The following is a 16,298-nucleotide window of genomic DNA, read 5'->3' on the forward strand; positions in this document are numbered from 1 at the left end:
TTAATAGTCCGAGGACAACACGATGCCGCTGTGCGGAACGGGTGAGCCCGCGGTGACCAGCACATTGTCGACCCGTTTAGCCGGCTGGTTGGTGGATGTGCCGCGGATCAGCCGGACCCCCTCGGCAATCCCGTTGACGCCGTGGATGTATCCCTCGCCGAGCTGGCCACCGTGGGTGTTGATCGGTAGCCGCCCGTCGATTTCCAGATTGCCCTCGGCAACGTAGTCCTTGGCCTCACCGCGGCCGCAGAACCCGTACTCCTCGAGTTGGAGCAGCACCATCGGGGTGAATGCGTCGTAGATGATGGCGGCGTCGATGCGGTCCGGGCCGAGCCCGGACTGCGCCCAGAGCTGTTCGGCGACCAGTTGCACCTCGGGCATCTTCTCGATGTCCTCGCGATAGTAGCTGCTCATCGAAATCTGTTGGGGCCCAACCCCTTGAGCCGCTCCGGTGATGACCGCAGGGGGGTGCGGCAGGTCTCGAGCCCGCTCGGTACTGACGACGACGATGGCTTGGCCGCCGTCGCTTTCCTGACAGCAGTCCAGCAGCCGCAGCGGATCGGCGATCATCCGGGAGTCTTGGTGTTCCTCGAGGGTGATCGGCCGCCGATAGAACCAGGCCTTGGGGTTGTTGGCGGCATGTTTGCGTGAGAGCACCGAGATCGCACCGAAATCGGCACTGGTCGCGCCGTAGGTGTGCATGTAGCGGCGGGCCAGGAAGGCCTCCTGTTGCGCCGGCGTCATCAACCCGTACGGGTTGATCCAGTTACGGTATTCCTGGTCGGTGTTGGCGGTGTAGGCGAATGGGGGTGGGCCAGCGCCGAATCGGTGCCCGGAGCGCTCGTTGAACGCCCGATAAACGACCACCACGTCGGCGACGCCCGCGGACACCGCGAGCGCGGCCTGCTGGATCGGCGCGCAGGCGCCGCCGCCGCCGTGCGGAATCCTGCTGAAGAACCTCAGCTGCGGGATGCCCAGCGCCCGCGCAACCGCGATCTCGGGGTTGTTTTCCATGGTGAACAGTGCGAATCCGTCGACCTCGGCGACGTCGATCTGCGCGTCTGCCAACGCGTTCAGCACGCTTTCGCAGGCCAGCCGCCATTCGCTACGCCCGGAGTCCTTGGAGAATTCGGTTGCGCCGATGCCGGCGATGGCCGCGCGGCCGGAGAACCCCGTTGCCGATGCGGTCATGACGTCGTGCCGGAGTTGTAGGGAACGACCGTCACCTCGCCCGAGACGTGCACTCCGCGCGAGTTACGGCCCACTACCTTGACGGTGGCTCCCAAGGTGTCGTCGATGATCTCTCCGCTGAAGGTGAGATCGTCGCCGGGGAACATCGGAACACCAAGGCGCAGTTTGGCACTCGAAATGCGCGCGGCCGGCCCGCTCCACGTGGTGAGGTAGCGGTCGACGAAGCCGTTGGTGGAGTTGATGCTCATGAAGATGTCCGGGGTGCCGCGCTCCTGCGCCTTGCCGGGGTCGTGGTGGACGTCCTCGAAATCCTGGGATGCCAGGGCAGCCGCCACGATCGTCGTTCGGTCGATCGGGATGCGCAGTTCGGGCAGGATGTCACCCGTGCGGTACTCGGGGAATGGTGTTATCTCGGTCATCGGGAATCTCCTTGTGGCCGGCGCAATTGCGGAAGGATGGCGCCGTGTGCGTGTTCACCGAAGGTGATCTCGAGCGGCATCCCGATGGCGAGTTCGGTTGGCGGCACGTCGATGATGTCGGCAACCAGGCGGGTGCCCTCCTCGAGGTCGACCAGCCCGACGGCGAGCGGATAGTCGAACGCCGAGTCCTTGGGGTGGTAGATCGTGGTGTAGCTGTGCAGGGTGCAGCGGCCGCTGGCCTGGATCGTGTCCCAGTCCAGGCAACGGCATTGCGGACATGCCGGGCCGGGCGGATGGCGCAGCGCCGCGCACGCGGCGCACCGCTGAATCTCCAGGCGGCCGGCCTTGGCGGCTTCGAACCAGAAGTGGTTGTCCTCGGTGATGATCAAGGGCGGCACCCCGGTGCGCGGGGCGGTCGACTGCGGTCCGGCCGTCATGACGCGGTGGTCTCCGGTGCGGCGGGGCGGAATCGGAGCAGCCGGAACCGTTCCTCGGCGACCACGTCGCCGTCGCCGACCCGGTACTGCTTGTAGAGCGTGATGAAGTGACCGTCGCCGAGCGCGGTGGTCTTCGGTCCCGACACCGACTCGATGGTGAAGTCCGCGGTGACGTGTTCCCCCGGCCGCAGTTCGCGGTGATAGGTCTGTTCGATGTTGGTGGCCACCACGGAGGTGAAGCCGGCTCGGTCGAGAACGTTCATCAACTCGGAGTAGGCGAACTGCTCGGTTTCGCCGCGGGCGCGCATGGCCTGGACGTCGCGGTAACGCTTGAGCCCGGACATCACCCAGGTCGAGATCATCGCCGGCGGGCACACGATGCCGTCGCGTCCGGTCTGGGTGGCTGCGTCGGCATCGAGGTAGATCGGGTTGTAGTCCTCGTGAGCCTCGGCCCAGTTGCGGATCATGGCCGCACTGACCGGATATCGCGCTACCCGCGGCGGCTCCGCTTCCCGGCCGACGTAGGTCTGCAGCTGTTCGCCGAGCGAAGGTGTTGTCACGCCGATCTCCTGAGAAGTTGAGCAATTGCTTGGTCGCAAGCTAGCCGCGAACCGGCGGCGCACTGCGGCACGCTCCCATCCACCGGGAGCGGTGGCGCGCACGCCAAGCCGGCGGATCACCTTTATTCAGGTCGGTGTCGGCGGGTACGGTCGGTGTTGACTTGAGCAATTGCTTGGTACCGTAGGAGAACCCTGATGACGCTGCTTTCCGAAATCGACGCCACCCACCCGGACGCGGGCAAACCCGTCAGGTCCGGGATCGTGGAACGGGTCACGCTGGTGATGGATGTTTTCGGACCCGACAGGCGGAGTGCCCGCCTCGAAGACGTCGTCGAACACACCGGTCTGCCGCGTTCGACAGCGTTTCGCATCCTTCGCCAGCTCGTCGACAAGGCGTGGTTGGAATATGGACCCGAAGGCTTCCGCCTCGGTCGGCGACTACACGAACTGCACGGCTGCGCAGTCGACTACACCGACATCCGCGCGGCCGCATCGCCGGTACTCGCCGATCTCAGCCTCAAGACCGGTGCCGTCAGTCATCTCGGGGTGCTCGAGGGGAGCTTCGTGCATTACCTGGACAAGATCGGTGGCGCGGCGATGCACAGCGTCCCGTCGCAGGTCGGGGCGCGGCTGGGCGCCGAGGAGACGGTGAGCGGCCAGGCGCTACTGGCGACTCTGACCCCAGAGGACGTCGACCGCCGATACGCCGAGGACCATCGGCAGCTGGCTGGTGATGGGATCGGCATCGACGTCCTGCACCGGAGGCTCGACCGCATTCGGCGGGAACGGGGGCTCGCCTTATCCCATGCCGAACAATGCAGCATGGGCATCAGTTCGGTCTCCGCACCCGTACTGGGTCCTCACGGCGCTGTCGCGGCTATCTCTGTGGTGTCGCGGCGGACGGTGCGGCTCAACGCACTGGCCCCAGTGGTGGCTGCTGCCGCCCGCGCGACCTCGCAGCGGCTCTTTCCGAACTGGCGCGACCATTGCCGGGCCGGAGCGTGTTCGCCGCGCCGATGAAGCCTGTCGCGTACGACGCTCCACTCAGCGATATCGGGATGCCGGGATCGATCCAGCCACGTGGGAGGGCACCGTAGCAATACAGGCCCTTCCCCGGGATCAGTTGCGTCACGGCGTTCCCCTATGGTTCACCGGTGCACCCACTGCGGAACATCCACCAAAGTCGCCCCGACGCGAGGATTTTCGCGGTGCTGGTCAAGATCGGGTCGACGCTGGCCACACTTCACCTCGGTCACTGAACGGCTGGCTGCAGCACGCCCAACTTTCCCTATCGTGCCTTATGAGTTATCCGCTCGGCAGCATGGGCAACGGTCGCTCCGATTTCACGGATCCGGGCGAGGCGGGTGGGTAGATCGACAGCGCATCGACGATCGTGGTGAGCAGCATGTCCGCGGTCAACACACTAGTTTGCGCGGCACCCAGTCAGGCCGCGCGGGCGCGGCGTCGAACCCGCAGCCACAGATCGACGGTAGAGAAGTCCGACCACGCGACGCGTACGTTGGCCGAGATCATCCGTTGCCTCAAACTCCTACTCTGCCCGCGAAATCTGGTCACTGATGCGCCCTGTGCGGATGAATCCGCACACCATGAAATCCGCTGTTTGACGGATATAGGAGCATCAACGCGATGATCGAATCCTTTTGGGGCAGAATGCAAACCGAGCCACTCAACCGTGAGCGATGGAAGACACGGATCGAGTTGGCCAACGCGACCTTCGACCAATTGGAGTTCTTCCACAACCGGCAACGGCGTCATTGCCCACTCGGGATGCACACTCCGATAGAGTTCGGACTGCTACACCAGTCCGCTCAACCCGTGACCTGAAACCAAGTAGGGCGACATCGCCAAACCCGGAGCACATCAGGCTGTTCAGCGGGTAGTGGTCACGTGGGCTTCGGAGAGGAACTCGCGCCGGCCTTCGTAGTTGACGGTCTTCCCGGTGACCTCGACCTCGGTGCTGAGCCGGATGTCGTCGGCGCTGGAGCCGACCAGAACCTGGATTGGGCCAGGTTCCATGACGAGTGTGCCGTCGATTCCGGTGTAGGCGAGTTGGGCCATCCCGATGGTGAACTCGATGTGCGCCGTTGCGCCTTCCTCTAGGGTGATTCGCTGGAACCCGACGAGCTCACGTGCCGGGCGGGTGAGGCCGAGGGCCTCGTCGCTGACGTAGACCTGGACGACTTCGTCGCCGCCGACCCGACCGGTGTTGGTGACCGAGACCGCGACCCTGAATGCGCCATCGGCGGCGACGGTGTCGTCGGCTTCCAGATCCGAGTACTCGAACGTGGTGTAACTCAATCCGTGGCCGAACGGGTAGAGCGGAGTGGCGGACATGTCGAGGTAGGACGTGAACATATCGGTGTCGGTTCGGCGGTACCCAGAACCCCAATGCTGTGCGGAGTAGATCGGGATCTGCCCGGAGTGACGCGGCAGCGTGTAGGGCAGTTTCCCACCAGGGTTGATCGCGCCGACGAGCGCCTGAGCGATGGCCTGATTGCCGAACGGGCCGGGGTAGTACACCCATAGGATCACCCCGACTCGTCTCTCCAACTCGGTCAGGGCGAAGGGACGCCCGCCGTAGACCACGGCGATCATGGGCTTGCCGAGCTGCGCCACCGCGTCGACGAGTTCGATCTGATGTTGCGGCAGTTCGATATTCGCCGAATCGCCGCCCTCACCTTCGGTGGTTCGATCCGAGAACCATCCACATCGTCCGCCGAGGGCCAGCACGACGACATCGGCATCCCGCGCAGCGGCCAGGGCGTCGGCGACATCGCGGGGTTCATCGGCAGTGACACCGACACCCATGGCCGCCGTGACCTCCGATGCCGGGTACTGCGCTTGGATTTCCTCGACCAGCGAGGTGGCGCCGTAGCTGTCGCGGGCGTACTGGTCACGCGGAATCATCAGCACCGGAGCGAGATCGGCGATGAAGGCCCCCGATGCCGACGGGTCGAGCAAGTTCTCCAGGCCATCCACACCGGCCTGGGTGGTGCCGTGGCCTGCCGCCATCGCGCGCATCATGTCGAGCATCGCCGGATAGGTATAGCCGGCGAACACCGAGGTCGGGTCGTGGGCGTGAGGCCCGATCACCGCGACCCTCGTCGTGTCGCGGGCCAGCGGCAAGGTGCCGTCATTCTTGAGCAACGTCAGCGATTCCCCGGCCAGGTGCAGCGACAGGTCGCGCCCCTCTCCGGCCACCGTAGAGATCAGAATCGGATCCTCGAGCACATACGGCTGATCGAAGAGGCCGAGTCGGTACTTCTGCTCAAGAACCCGCAACACACTGGCGTCAAGCTCGGCCGCCGGAATACGCCCAGCGTCGACCGCCTCGGCTAGCACCGAACCGTACGCGTAGGCCATGGGGAGTTCCACATCCAGCCCGGCGTGCAATGCCAGGGCGGCAACTTCCTCCGCCGTGCTGGCCGCCCGCTGACGCTCTCGCACCAGGTTGGTTGTCGTGTAGTCCGCGACGACGACCCCGGCGAACCCCATCCTCTCGCGGAGCAAGCCGGTGAGCACAGCGCGATTTATCCCCACGGGTACGCCGTCGATCTCGGAGTAGGAGTTCATCACCGACTCGAGCCCGGCCAGCTTGATGGCCGCCTCGAACGGGCGGGCGAACACGTCGTAGAGCAGCCGGTTGCCCATGGTGCTGCGCGCCATGTTCTGACCGCCCTCGGTCCAGCTGTAGCCCAGGAAGTGCTTTGCGGTGGCTAGCACTGCGTCGGTGGGGTCCGTGCCCTGCGTGCCGCGAACGTAAGCCACGCCCATCGCCGAAATGAGATACGGGTCCTCGCCGTAGGTCTCATACACACGACCCCAACGGGCGTCGCGGGCCACGTCGAGCACCGGGGACAGCGCCTGACGGATTCCCACCGCACGCTGTTGGCGCCGCAGAATATCGGCCATCTTCTCCACGGCTGCGGTATCCCAGGTCGCGGCCAGCCCGATCGCGGTCGGAAAAGCGGTGAAGCCGGCCGACACCACACCGTTGAGTGCTTCGTTGTGGACGATGGCGGGGATGCCCAGCCGGGTGCCGGTGACGAGATAGCGCTGGATCTCGTTGGTCGCCGCGGCCACCGCCGCGGGGCCCTTGTTCCCGATGGTCGCGATCATCGAGATGTGGCCGATGCCCGCGCTCAGGTGTTCGGCGCATCGCTGAGGCGACACTCCATCCTCACCGAGGAGACCAACCGGGATGATGCCGGTGAGCTGTTGCACCTTCTCCTCGGTAGTCATCTGCGCGAGCAGGTGGGAGGCGCGGTCATGCGCGTTCGAGAGGTCATGTGCCACAGTCGGACCTTTGGTTGGGTGATTCCCGGAGTCGGCTGACCAGCGCTGAACTCGATCGGGCGGATAAGCGCCGTCAGTTAACCGGTTAACCCGACCGTACACTCGTCTGCGAGGTCGTGCCGTAAGGAGCCGCTGTGAGCAGGAACCGTGCCACGACGGCCGACGTGGCACGGGCCGCGGGAGTCTCGAAAGCCACGGTGTCCTACGTCCTTAACGATGTGGCCCATCACAGCATCTCAGCCCGCACCAGGGCGGCGGTCATGAAAGCGGTCCGCGATCTGGACTACACCCCCAATCGGGCTGCCCGGAGCTTGGCGACCGGCAACACCCACCTCATCGTGACCGTGATCCCCGACAACGCTTTGCGGCATTTGGGTCTACTCATCGGTGGTGTGCTCGGCGCCGAGCTATCGAAGTTCGGGATCGTGTCGGTGATTCACCAGGAAGGTCCCGGATCGCGGGCCGTGGTCGACGTGATCGCGGAGTTGCTGCCCACGGTGGTGTTCGCCATGGACGAACTCGCACCCGAGGTGGCAGCCCAGTTGCGTATGTTCGGGACCGAAACCATCTCGCTGAGCGGTCTGGCCAGTAGCGACCCTACGTATCAGGAGCCGCAGTCCGCCGCACAGATGGCCCATCTCATCGCCCGAGGTCACCGGGAGATCGCTTACGCGCTTCCGGACGGAATCGAACTCGACTGGCTTGCGAATCCGCGGATGGACACCGCCCGCCGCGTGGCCCGGTCCGCAGGTATTCCCGATCCGCCCGCCCAACGCATTCCCCAGCACGAATCACGTATCGCCCGGATCGTCGAATCCTGGCACCAGGCGGGGATCACCGCGGTGTGTTGTTACAACGACGAGGTGGCCTTCCGCGTCCTGCGCGGAGTCTCCGTTGCGGGGCTGTCCTGCCCCGCCGACGTGGCCGTGATCGGTGTGGACGACATACCGCTGGCCCCGTTCGCCCATCCCCCGCTGACTTCGGTAGCGGTGCCCGAACATACGCGTGTCGCCATCTTGGTGAACCTCATCGTCGCGGCAGCCCGCGGACTGCCAATACCCGATACCTCCGTCCCGGACGACGCCGTCGTGGTCCACCGGCGCCAATCAACATGACGGTGATCGGTCACCAAGGACATTGGCTGGTTGTTGCGGGCGAGGTCACTACCGGACCCACCGAGCCGCCATCGGTCGGTGCCGCGGGATCGTGCGTGGCTGCGCTCGGGACGGCCCAGCTACGAGCGGATGGCCCAAGCAGAGAAGATCGTCGCAAGTCCCACTGGCCGAACCTGGGCCCAGCAGAGGTGTCGCACTCATGTTGTCCTTCACTGGTGACCGCTGGCATGGGCACTGAGGTGCTCGCCGGCGAACCCGACGGCAGTACCCAACCCGTAAGCGGCATCTGTAAAGGCGAGTGAACAATGTCAGATCGTCATGTTGCCGTGGTCGGCTTCGCACACGCTCCCCATGTGCGTTCCACCGAGGGAACCACCAACGGTATCGAAATGCTGATCCCGTGTTTCGATGCCCTCTACCAGGAGCTGGACATAGAAAAGGGCGACATCGGCTTCTGGTGTTCTGGATCCTCGGATTACCTTGCCGGCAGACCGTTCTCGTTCAACTCAGCAGTCAACTCGATTGGTGCGGTGCCGCCGATCAACGAGTCGCACGTGGAGATGGACGCAGCCTGGGCGCTGTATGAGGCCTACATCAAACTGCTCACCGGGCAGGTCGAGACCGCGCTGGTGTACGGTTTCGGCAAGTCATCGGCAGGCATATTGCGCCGGGTACTGGCGCTGCAGACCGATCCCTACACCGTCGCGCCGCTATGGCCAGACTCCGTATCCTTGGCGGGCCTGCAGGCCCGCGCCGGCCTGGACTCCGGGAAGTGGACCGCCGAGCAGATGGCTCAGGTGGCGCTCGATTCCTTTGCCGCAGCAGGTCGCACGGACAATGTGTCGGCAACCGGGACCATTGGGGAACTACTTGAGCAGCCCTTCTTCGCCGACCCGTTACGCCGCCACGATATCGCCCCGATCACCGACGGCGCATCCGCGATCGTGCTGGCCGCCGGGGACAAGGCACGCGAACTGCGCGAAACCCCAGCCTGGATAACCGGTTTCGAGCATCGCATCGAGACGCCGATCCTGGGCGCACGTGACTTGACCACCTCACCTTCTACCGCGGCGTCCGCCGCGGTGGCCACCAACGGCGACACCGGGTCGATCGACGTGGCTGAGATATGCGCTCCGTTCACCCACCAGCACGTGATTCTCACCGAAGCCATCGGCCTGCCCTCCTCGACGATCGTCAACCCCTCGGGCGGCGCCCTGGCGGCCAATCCGATGTTCTCGGTCGGCCTGGAACGCATCGGCTTTGCTGCGCAGCACATCTTCAACGGTTCGGCCCAGCGCGTGCTCGCGCACGCGACCAGCGGTCCCGTACTGCAACAGAATCTCATCGCCGTTCTGGAAGCTCAGTGAACTAATGCGGGTTTGAGACTCGCCACAAAGGTTGGCCGCAGCCCTGATCGCGCGCGTGAGGTCAGACACCGGGACTTGCCAGCGCAGGGCATCCTGAGGTGATGGTCAATGTTGGTGAACAGGTTGCCGCGGTCTACGCTCAGTTCGCCGACCGGCAAGCACGCGGCAGCTCGCCAAGCCTGGAATCGTGGGCGCGAACAGTGGTCGAAGACCCGGAGGTCCGCATTCGTTTGGCTGAACTGCCAGAAGGGAAGCGGCAACCGAACCTGGTGTTCGCTTGTCTGCGCTGGCACGGTGCCCGACCCGGGGACGCGGATTCCCTGCGAGACGGCGTGCTGGGCCACTGGGACCGGCTACGCACCACAATTCTGAAGCGCTCTACCCAAACCAACGAGCCCGCACGATGCGCCGTCTTGCTCCCACTCATGCATCAGATATCGGGCCCCATCGCTCTGATCGAAATCGGCGCCGCCGCTGGGCTGTGCCTCATCCCCGACCACTACAGCTATCGCTATTCCGACAGCACCATCGTCCACCCACCCACTGGCCCATCGCCGGTCGTCATCGGTTGCCAGGTCACCGCCGGTACCCTGCCGCCACAGCTCGCCACCCCCGACATTGTGTGGCGAGCCGGATTAGACCTCAACCCACTCAACGCCTCCGACCCAGACACCGCTGCCTGGTTGACGACGCTGATCTGGCCGGAGCACGACGAGCGACGCACCCGGCTGCTGGCAGCATTGGACGCGGCTGCGAACGTGTCGATACGCATCGATCGTGCTGACCTACGCAACGGACTAGCCGCGCTCCTGGCAGAGGTGCCCTCCGGGGTGACCGCCGTCATCCAGCACTCCGCCACCCTGGCCTACCTCTCAGCAGAAGATCGACGTCGCACCTCCGCGATCATCGCTGACAGCGGTGCCCGCTGGATCAGCTTCGAAAGCCGCGACGTGATCGCCCTCACGGCTGCTATTCCCGAATCATCCGGTCCCAGAGACCTTTTCGTCGCAGCTCTAGACCGCACGCCACAGGCCACCGCATCCGGCCACGGCGACACCATGGCAGTCCTGGATGTACCAAAGCCCACCACCTAATAGCATCGACGACGCCGGGTGGCACGGCAACACTGGGGCGGATGGATCAGGCTCGCCAGTGATCTTTGTGAGCAACACACGAATTCGGTCGTTTATCCATAGCCAGCAGTGGATTTACATCCGGACAAGCGCAAAGAGCACGCATGCCACGACGATCCCGACCGTGACCGCGACTGCTGCCCACTTGACCTGGTGGTGCCGCATCGAGGAGCGCCTCTCTAGACGAAGTTGAAGTGCTCGGTGTGGACGCGGTCGGCGGGCACGGCCATGGCGCCGAGGGCATCCGCCATCGCATCCTGTAGTGCACCGGGACCACAGATGAAATATTGCAGGGTCTGATACCTGGCGGGCAACCGCATGCGTAGCGTTTCCTCGGAGATGAAGCCGCGATCACCGCTCCAGTCCGGCTCAGGATCGGCAACCACGTACCAGACAGACAGCTCCAATTCGCTTGCCAGCTCGTCGATTTCCTCGCTGAAGGCCGCCGCGGCGAGACTGTTGACACCGTAGAACAAGTGACAGGGCCGCCGATCCCCACGCGCCGCGAGCGTGCGCAGCATGCTCATGATCGGCGAGATCCCCACGCCACCGGCGATGAAAGCGAAGCCCGGACCCTCGTTGCGGTCCGGCGAGAAGACTCCGTGCGGTCCATCGATATAGGCACGGGTGCCGGGTTGAATACCGGCCAAGGTCGTGGTGAAGTCGCCCAACGACTTGATAGCCATCTGCAGAGCTGATGGGTCATCGCCGTTGGAGGAGAACGAGAACGGATGTTGCGTCAGCGAGAAAGGTGACCGATTCATTGACAGCCAGCCGAACTGGCCGGGCGCGAAGGTGAAGCCGGCGTGGTTGACCGGTTTGAAGGTAATGGTGCTGATCCCACCACGCTCTGCGACCACTGAGTCGACTGTCCACGGGTGCCGCATGCGAATGGCGGGCCTGATGATCCGCACCCAGACGAAAACGCCCAGCAGGGCCGCGCTCATCACTATCCAGAGCCCGCGCTTCCACGGGCGGTCGATGTAATAGTTGATCAGCTCGACATGCACGACTGCTGCGATGATCGCCACCGCTGAGGCCACGAGGTGAATGGCATGCCAGGTCTCATAGGAGATCCGCAGGCGGACCCGCCAGACCGATGTGACGATGATCCCGAGAAGGCACAGGATGGCCAGGCTGCCGAAGCGCCCCGCCCACGGGGCCGTCCACGGGATGATCCGTTCGATGTAGCTGGGATCAACCAGGACGATAAGTAGCAACGGGTGCGCGAACACCAACGCCGTTCCCGCATAACCCATGTAGCGGTGGAAGGCGACCAACGCATCTTCGCCGAACGGGGCGGCCACCATCTTGATCCGGGCGACGAGAATCAGCTGCATCCCCATCATGGACAACCCGACAAAGCCGAGCGCGGCTGCGAACTCCCGCCAGAAGCCGCGACGCTGATCGGCGACGCCGATAGCGGCGAATGCCAGCGGGAACATCGCAACGGCTACGTAGAGTCCGAACCACAGCGATCCCCGGACCGCGACCCGAATCATCGGAAAACCGTCATTCACCTGCCCGCCAGCATTCCAAGTCGCACGCTTCGGTCTACCACATCTCTGTGGCTCCCGCACCGCTGATTCAGCGATGGCGCCTCGCCGTCAGCAATGCGACCGCCGTTACCTCCCAGCATTGTGTTCTGTCCCCTTTTCGGGGGACGGCTGCCTTCGGGATGGACGCACGTTGGCCTTCGGAGCCCCACCTGGACACTGTGAAGCTCGCGTCAGATAATTCTCGGCTCCCACTTCCGTTGAGCAATAACGGAAGTGACACAAACTTGGCTGGCGTTGACCGGACTATGCTGAGAGGCAAAACGTGAGAAGGCGTGCTTTCATCGCAAGTGGCGCAGGGGCGGTCGCGGGGCTGACCGCCTTGGCCGGATGTGCAGACCGGTCTCCTCATCCATCCGCGGCCAACACTCCGACTGTGGTTCCCCCGAAATCGTGGAGGGTTTCCTATGCCGCTTCCGGCTTGGTCTTGGATTCCCTGATCTCATAGTTGACGGGCGATAGCCCGTCGGCGGCACTGTGCCGGCGTTGGTGATTGTAGAAGGTATAGCACCAGTCGATAACTACCGCCTGCGCATGAAAGGTATCACGGAACTGATTGCGGGACAACACTTCCCATTCCAGCGAGGAGAAGAACGCCTCCGCGGCGGCATTATCGAAACACGATCCGACCCGACCCATCGACTGGCGAATCCCCACGGTGCGGCACAGCGTGGTGAACGCCTTCGCCGTGTAGGTGCTGCCGCGGTCAGTGTGGAAAATGACCCGCTCGGACTCCTCGTCCCGCCAGATCGCTTGGCGGCCGCCGCGGGCGGCCACGGCCATCGTGATCGCCGCACAGGCCAACTCGGCATCCGGATGCAGGCCCATCGCCGCGCCTAGCAACCGGCGGCTGTAGAGATCGATCACGGTAGCCAGATACAACTTCTGCCCGCACTCGGTGGGAATCTCAGTCATGTCACCGACCCACTTCAGGTTCGGCGCAGCCGCAGTGAAGTCCCGTTTAACCAGGTCAGGGAACTTCGGTGCCGTCTTGTCCTGCTTAGTCAACCCATTGCGGCGCTTGATACGGCGCGCCACCAAACCCTGGCGGCGCATCGAATCGGCCACCGTCTTCTCCGACACTTCCCAGCCCAGATCGCGCAGGTCAGCGATCAGCCGCGGCGATCCATGCAACCCTCTGGCCGCCGTGAACGCCGACGCGACCGCGGCATCGAGCTGCGCGCGACGCCGATCGGTGTCAGTGTGCAACCCATCGGCATTGCCCGCGCGAGCGATCCACTTGTAGAACCACGACACGCTCACACCCAACAACACACACGTAAATGCATGTGGCACTCGGTATTTGGTCCTCTGGTCGGCAATGAAACGTGCCACGCTCACTTCGTCGCCTCCTTCACCCACAGGACCACCGATCGCTTGAGGACATCACGCTCCATCCGCAACTCGGCGTTCTCGCTGCGCAGACGCTTGAGCTCGGCCAGGTCATCGCGGGTCAACTCCCCACGACCCTCCCGTGCCTCACGGTCCTGAGTGACCCAATTACCCAGAGTGCCCTCGTGAACCCCCAGATCCCGAGCCACCTGCGCGATCGACTTACCCGTCTCACGCACGATCCGAACAGCCCCCTCACGGAACTCCCGGTCGTACTTCTTCCGTTTCTCTGACATCGCTACTCCTTATAGCTGATGCCTCCACGGTCCCGGGGGAAGGCCAGACACCCGTCTCCGACGACCAGATGGCCGCCACAATCGCCAAGCTGCGCGCACAGTACAACGCCCAATTCGATCCCGACTACGTCGAGCATGCCGTCCTACCGTGGTATCTGAACGTCAGTGGGTATCGAGTGACGGATGGTAGCGAGCCCCGGCGTCGATGGCTATAGCGCCTGCCCATCGGCCGCGGTGTAGGCCCGCCAACCGCCGAACCGGGTGATCTCCCGTTGACCCTCGACCAGTGCCGGTTCACCGATCACGCCCAATACTGTCGACCCGTCGTCGAGGGTGACTTTTCCGATCGACAGCCCGGGCGGCTCGGCCAGCAGGATTCCGGCCAGGCCCGCGGCGGGCACTGACCACACCTCAACCGCGACCCCGACCCCCGAGCCGTCGGTGACTCTGATCATCGCGGGATGGTCGTCATTGATCGTCCACAGCCGATACACCGCTTCGGTGGTGGCCTCCCGGATAAACGTAGCGCCGGCCGCGGCCATGTTCGGGGACAGTTTCAGCCCGCGCATCAACGTGCCGTTGACCGCTAATAGCACTGCCCCACTGCCGGTTTCGTCATCATCCACAGCTGTCACTGTAGCGCCGACGATCCGGGTTCCCGAGGTTCCAGCCAGGATCGCCGGGATTTCCTCAGCCGCCCCGATGACGCCGACGGCCCCTGGCGTCGCGGCCACGAAGTCGGCGACGGCCTAGACCTTGGGTTCCATCGACCCCTTGCCGAACTGGCCGGAGGCGATGTAGTCGCGGGCCTGCTCGACGGTGATCGTGTCGAGCCACGTCTCGGACGACGTCCCGAACCCCACGGCCACCCGCGGCACGCCGGTGGGAATCATCCCCGAGTTCGTGGGCCAGTAGGCCGGAGGCGTGGGCGATGCCGGTGTTGATGATGGGCAGCATGCGGCGGCTGTTGGCCGTCGCATCGGCCGGGGGCACCGCCACCGAACTGGACGATCGCAGGTGAGGCGGCCATAGCACCCGCCGAGCCCGTTGGTTTCGGTGACCGCCGAGTCACCCAGGTCGGCGGCCGCATCGTCGACGGCGTAGCCCGGGAAGTACAGCCCGTCAACCGGATTGGCGGGCGCTTGGAACCACTGATCGCCCGTGCCGGACGGCTCGGTCCCGAAGTTCACCCCGTTACGGGCAATCACCGTGACTATACTGCTGCCCGGTACACCAGGCCGTTCCCGCAGCTCGTGGATCACCAGGCGCAATGGTTCCAGGGTTAGACCGTCGGTTCGGCGCAGATCATCCAGGATCGCCACGACCGGCCGGTTGGTTGGTTGCCGACCGGTCGATCAGGTCGGCGATGGCACGCGCTGTCCAGAAAGGGCTTTGGCCGTCGTCAGTGATGGACTCGTCGGTGTGCCGCAGTGGCGCCAGGGCCCGCAGCCGGCGCGGGTCGGTGGCGGCGAATGAATCGCTGAAGTGACGCAACACCTCGGTCCACGCCCAGGCCGGCGGTGCGCCGTCGACCTCGGGGCACCGGCCCGCGGCGACCGTCCAGCCCGCAGTACGCAACCCGGCCGCTGCGGCTATGGGGAGACTCGTCTTACCTGCGCCGGCCTCGCCGCCGACCCACACCACCTCACAACCACCAGATCTCGCCGCCTGCGCGGCATCGGCGATCGCCGTGAGTTCCGCGGAGCGGCCACGTGTCGAGGTCGACTCGGCGAGGGCCGGTGGCTCAATCGGAGCCTGAGGGGACGCCGCGGACTGCAGTTCGTCGGCATCGAGATGCGCGGCGTCGCTGAGGGTGTCGCGCTCGAGTTTGCGCGATGTGGGACCAGGTTCCAGCCCCAGCTCCACGGAAAGGTGAATACGGTTGCTGCGCAACGCTTCCAGTGCGTCAGCCTGACGACCGGCCCGGTGTAGTGCGGTGGCCAGGATGGCGGTCGCACCTTCTCTGGTCGGGTGTTCGCGGACGACCTGTTCCAGCCGCCCGATGACGGAACTCGCGTGACCCACGGCGAGTTCAGCCGAGGCCAGCAATTCGATTGCAGCAATTCGCAATTCGCTGAGGCGGGCAATCTCGGCGATGACCCGTGCGGCGTCGGTCACCTCAGCGTGAAGTTCGCCGGCCCAGCTGTTCAGGGCCACTACGATGACGTCGGCCCGCCGCTGCGGGTCAGGCTCGGATGGTGCCGCGCGGATCTGTTCGTCGAAACACCACCCGTCGACGGCATCGGTGCGCAGCTGTAAGCGATACCCCGGCGAGCGCGATCGGGCTCGAGCACCCGCCGTGAGTGCGACACGTAGGCCTGCAGCGCAGAGAACGCTTTCGGTGGCGGTTCGCCGTGCCAGAGGTCCTCGACGAGCCGGTCGACCGACACCACGTGCCCTTGCGCCAGGAACTGCCGCGCCAGCAGGGAACGCTGTCGCGGTCCGCCCAGCTCCGCTGGCGCCGCCCCCCGCCAGGCCCGCACGGATCCCAATGCGGCAACCCGAACAGGTTGCCGATGAGGTGCCGCAATGATGAAACGGCCCTAACTGCTAGCGTCCGGATGATGGAGATTCG

16 protein-coding genes and 1 pseudogene are annotated in these 16,298 nt (G+C 64.8%); 5 read left to right on the forward strand and 12 right to left on the reverse strand.

Going from position 1 to position 16,298, the window contains the following annotated elements:
* Genes G6N13_RS23250 through G6N13_RS23265 form a run of 4 tightly spaced genes read right to left on the reverse strand, consistent with a single transcriptional unit; the run spans position 1 to position 2,607 of the window.
* Complete coding sequence (locus G6N13_RS23250) at positions 1 to 1,191, reverse strand: lipid-transfer protein (protein WP_163701081.1); 1,191 nt, start codon at positions 1,189 to 1,191, stop codon at positions 1 to 3.
* Entirely contained in the window at positions 1,188 to 1,610 is a 423-nt protein-coding gene (locus G6N13_RS23255) for a MaoC/PaaZ C-terminal domain-containing protein (RefSeq protein WP_163701084.1), read from the reverse strand. The genes G6N13_RS23250 and G6N13_RS23255 overlap by 4 nt, the downstream gene beginning before the upstream one ends.
* On the reverse strand, positions 1,607 to 2,047 hold the full coding sequence (locus tag G6N13_RS23260) for a Zn-ribbon domain-containing OB-fold protein (RefSeq protein ID WP_163701087.1): 441 nt from the start codon (positions 2,045 to 2,047) through the stop codon (positions 1,607 to 1,609). The genes G6N13_RS23255 and G6N13_RS23260 overlap by 4 nt, the downstream gene beginning before the upstream one ends.
* A complete protein-coding gene (locus G6N13_RS23265) occupies positions 2,044 to 2,607 on the reverse strand; it encodes an FAS1-like dehydratase domain-containing protein (protein WP_163701090.1) in 564 nt (187 codons plus the stop codon). The genes G6N13_RS23260 and G6N13_RS23265 overlap by 4 nt, the downstream gene beginning before the upstream one ends.
* 195 nt (positions 2,608 to 2,802) lie before the next feature.
* Here G6N13_RS23265 and G6N13_RS23270 point away from each other — a divergent pair, with 195 nt between their 5' ends.
* Together G6N13_RS23270 and G6N13_RS23275 are read left to right on the forward strand one after the other, a co-directional pair.
* Positions 2,803 to 3,627, forward strand: coding sequence for an IclR family transcriptional regulator (locus tag G6N13_RS23270; protein WP_163701093.1), 825 nt, complete (start codon positions 2,803 to 2,805; stop codon positions 3,625 to 3,627).
* A gap of 621 nt (positions 3,628 to 4,248) precedes the next feature.
* A pseudogene (locus G6N13_RS23275) lies at positions 4,249 to 4,452 on the forward strand (IS3 family transposase); the annotation flags it as partial.
* A 45-nt stretch (positions 4,453 to 4,497) separates the two neighbouring features.
* Here the strand turns inward: G6N13_RS23275 and G6N13_RS23280 are convergent.
* On the reverse strand, positions 4,498 to 6,924 hold the full coding sequence (locus G6N13_RS23280; protein ID WP_235677872.1) for a beta-glucosidase family protein: 2,427 nt from the start codon (positions 6,922 to 6,924) through the stop codon (positions 4,498 to 4,500).
* A gap of 134 nt (positions 6,925 to 7,058) precedes the next feature.
* Here G6N13_RS23280 and G6N13_RS23285 point away from each other — a divergent pair, with 134 nt between their 5' ends.
* From G6N13_RS23285 to G6N13_RS23295, 3 genes are all read left to right on the forward strand, one after another.
* The gene (locus tag G6N13_RS23285) at positions 7,059 to 8,039 is read left to right on the forward strand and encodes a LacI family DNA-binding transcriptional regulator (RefSeq protein ID WP_163701100.1); all 981 of its coding nucleotides are present in this window, start codon (positions 7,059 to 7,061) and stop codon (positions 8,037 to 8,039) included.
* A 305-nt stretch (positions 8,040 to 8,344) separates the two neighbouring features.
* Entirely contained in the window at positions 8,345 to 9,406 is a 1,062-nt protein-coding gene (locus G6N13_RS23290) for a thiolase family protein (protein ID WP_163701102.1), read from the forward strand.
* A gap of 101 nt (positions 9,407 to 9,507) precedes the next feature.
* Entirely contained in the window at positions 9,508 to 10,500 is a 993-nt protein-coding gene (locus tag G6N13_RS23295) for a DUF2332 domain-containing protein (protein ID WP_163701105.1), read from the forward strand.
* A gap of 218 nt (positions 10,501 to 10,718) precedes the next feature.
* On the opposite strand, the gene G6N13_RS23300 is transcribed toward G6N13_RS23295, so the two are convergent.
* The 7 genes from G6N13_RS23300 to G6N13_RS23330 form a co-directional block, all read right to left on the reverse strand.
* Positions 10,719 to 12,041 carry a ferredoxin reductase family protein gene (locus G6N13_RS23300; protein ID WP_163701111.1) on the reverse strand — a complete coding sequence of 441 codons (1,323 nt, stop codon included), beginning with the start codon at positions 12,039 to 12,041 and terminating at the stop codon, positions 10,719 to 10,721.
* A 459-nt stretch (positions 12,042 to 12,500) separates the two neighbouring features.
* A complete protein-coding gene (locus G6N13_RS23305; RefSeq protein WP_163701112.1) occupies positions 12,501 to 13,436 on the reverse strand; it encodes an IS3 family transposase in 936 nt (311 codons plus the stop codon).
* On the reverse strand, positions 13,433 to 13,723 hold the full coding sequence (locus G6N13_RS23310) for a transposase (protein WP_163696061.1): 291 nt from the start codon (positions 13,721 to 13,723) through the stop codon (positions 13,433 to 13,435). The genes G6N13_RS23305 and G6N13_RS23310 overlap by 4 nt, the downstream gene beginning before the upstream one ends.
* A gap of 209 nt (positions 13,724 to 13,932) precedes the next feature.
* Positions 13,933 to 14,349, reverse strand: coding sequence for an allophanate hydrolase-related protein (locus G6N13_RS23315; RefSeq protein ID WP_197746814.1), 417 nt, complete (start codon positions 14,347 to 14,349; stop codon positions 13,933 to 13,935).
* Between the two features lie 123 nt (positions 14,350 to 14,472).
* Positions 14,473 to 15,045, reverse strand: a complete 573-nt coding sequence (locus G6N13_RS24515; RefSeq protein WP_197746815.1) for an oxamate carbamoyltransferase subunit AllG family protein — start codon at positions 15,043 to 15,045, stop codon at positions 14,473 to 14,475.
* Complete coding sequence (locus G6N13_RS23325) at positions 15,029 to 15,976, reverse strand: BTAD domain-containing putative transcriptional regulator (protein ID WP_322789334.1); 948 nt, start codon at positions 15,974 to 15,976, stop codon at positions 15,029 to 15,031. The genes G6N13_RS24515 and G6N13_RS23325 overlap by 17 nt, the downstream gene beginning before the upstream one ends.
* Positions 15,880 to 16,206 (reverse strand): AfsR/SARP family transcriptional regulator, encoded by a 327-nt coding sequence (locus G6N13_RS23330; RefSeq protein ID WP_163701118.1) that lies wholly within the window; start codon positions 16,204 to 16,206, stop codon positions 15,880 to 15,882. Before G6N13_RS23330 ends, G6N13_RS23325 begins: the two co-directional genes overlap by 97 nt.
* Between the last annotated feature and the right edge of the window lie 92 nt (positions 16,207 to 16,298).

The sequence above is a fragment of the Mycolicibacterium sarraceniae genome, assembly GCF_010731875.1.
In the GTDB taxonomy this organism is placed as follows: Bacteria; Actinomycetota; Actinomycetes; order Mycobacteriales; family Mycobacteriaceae; genus Mycobacterium; species Mycobacterium sarraceniae.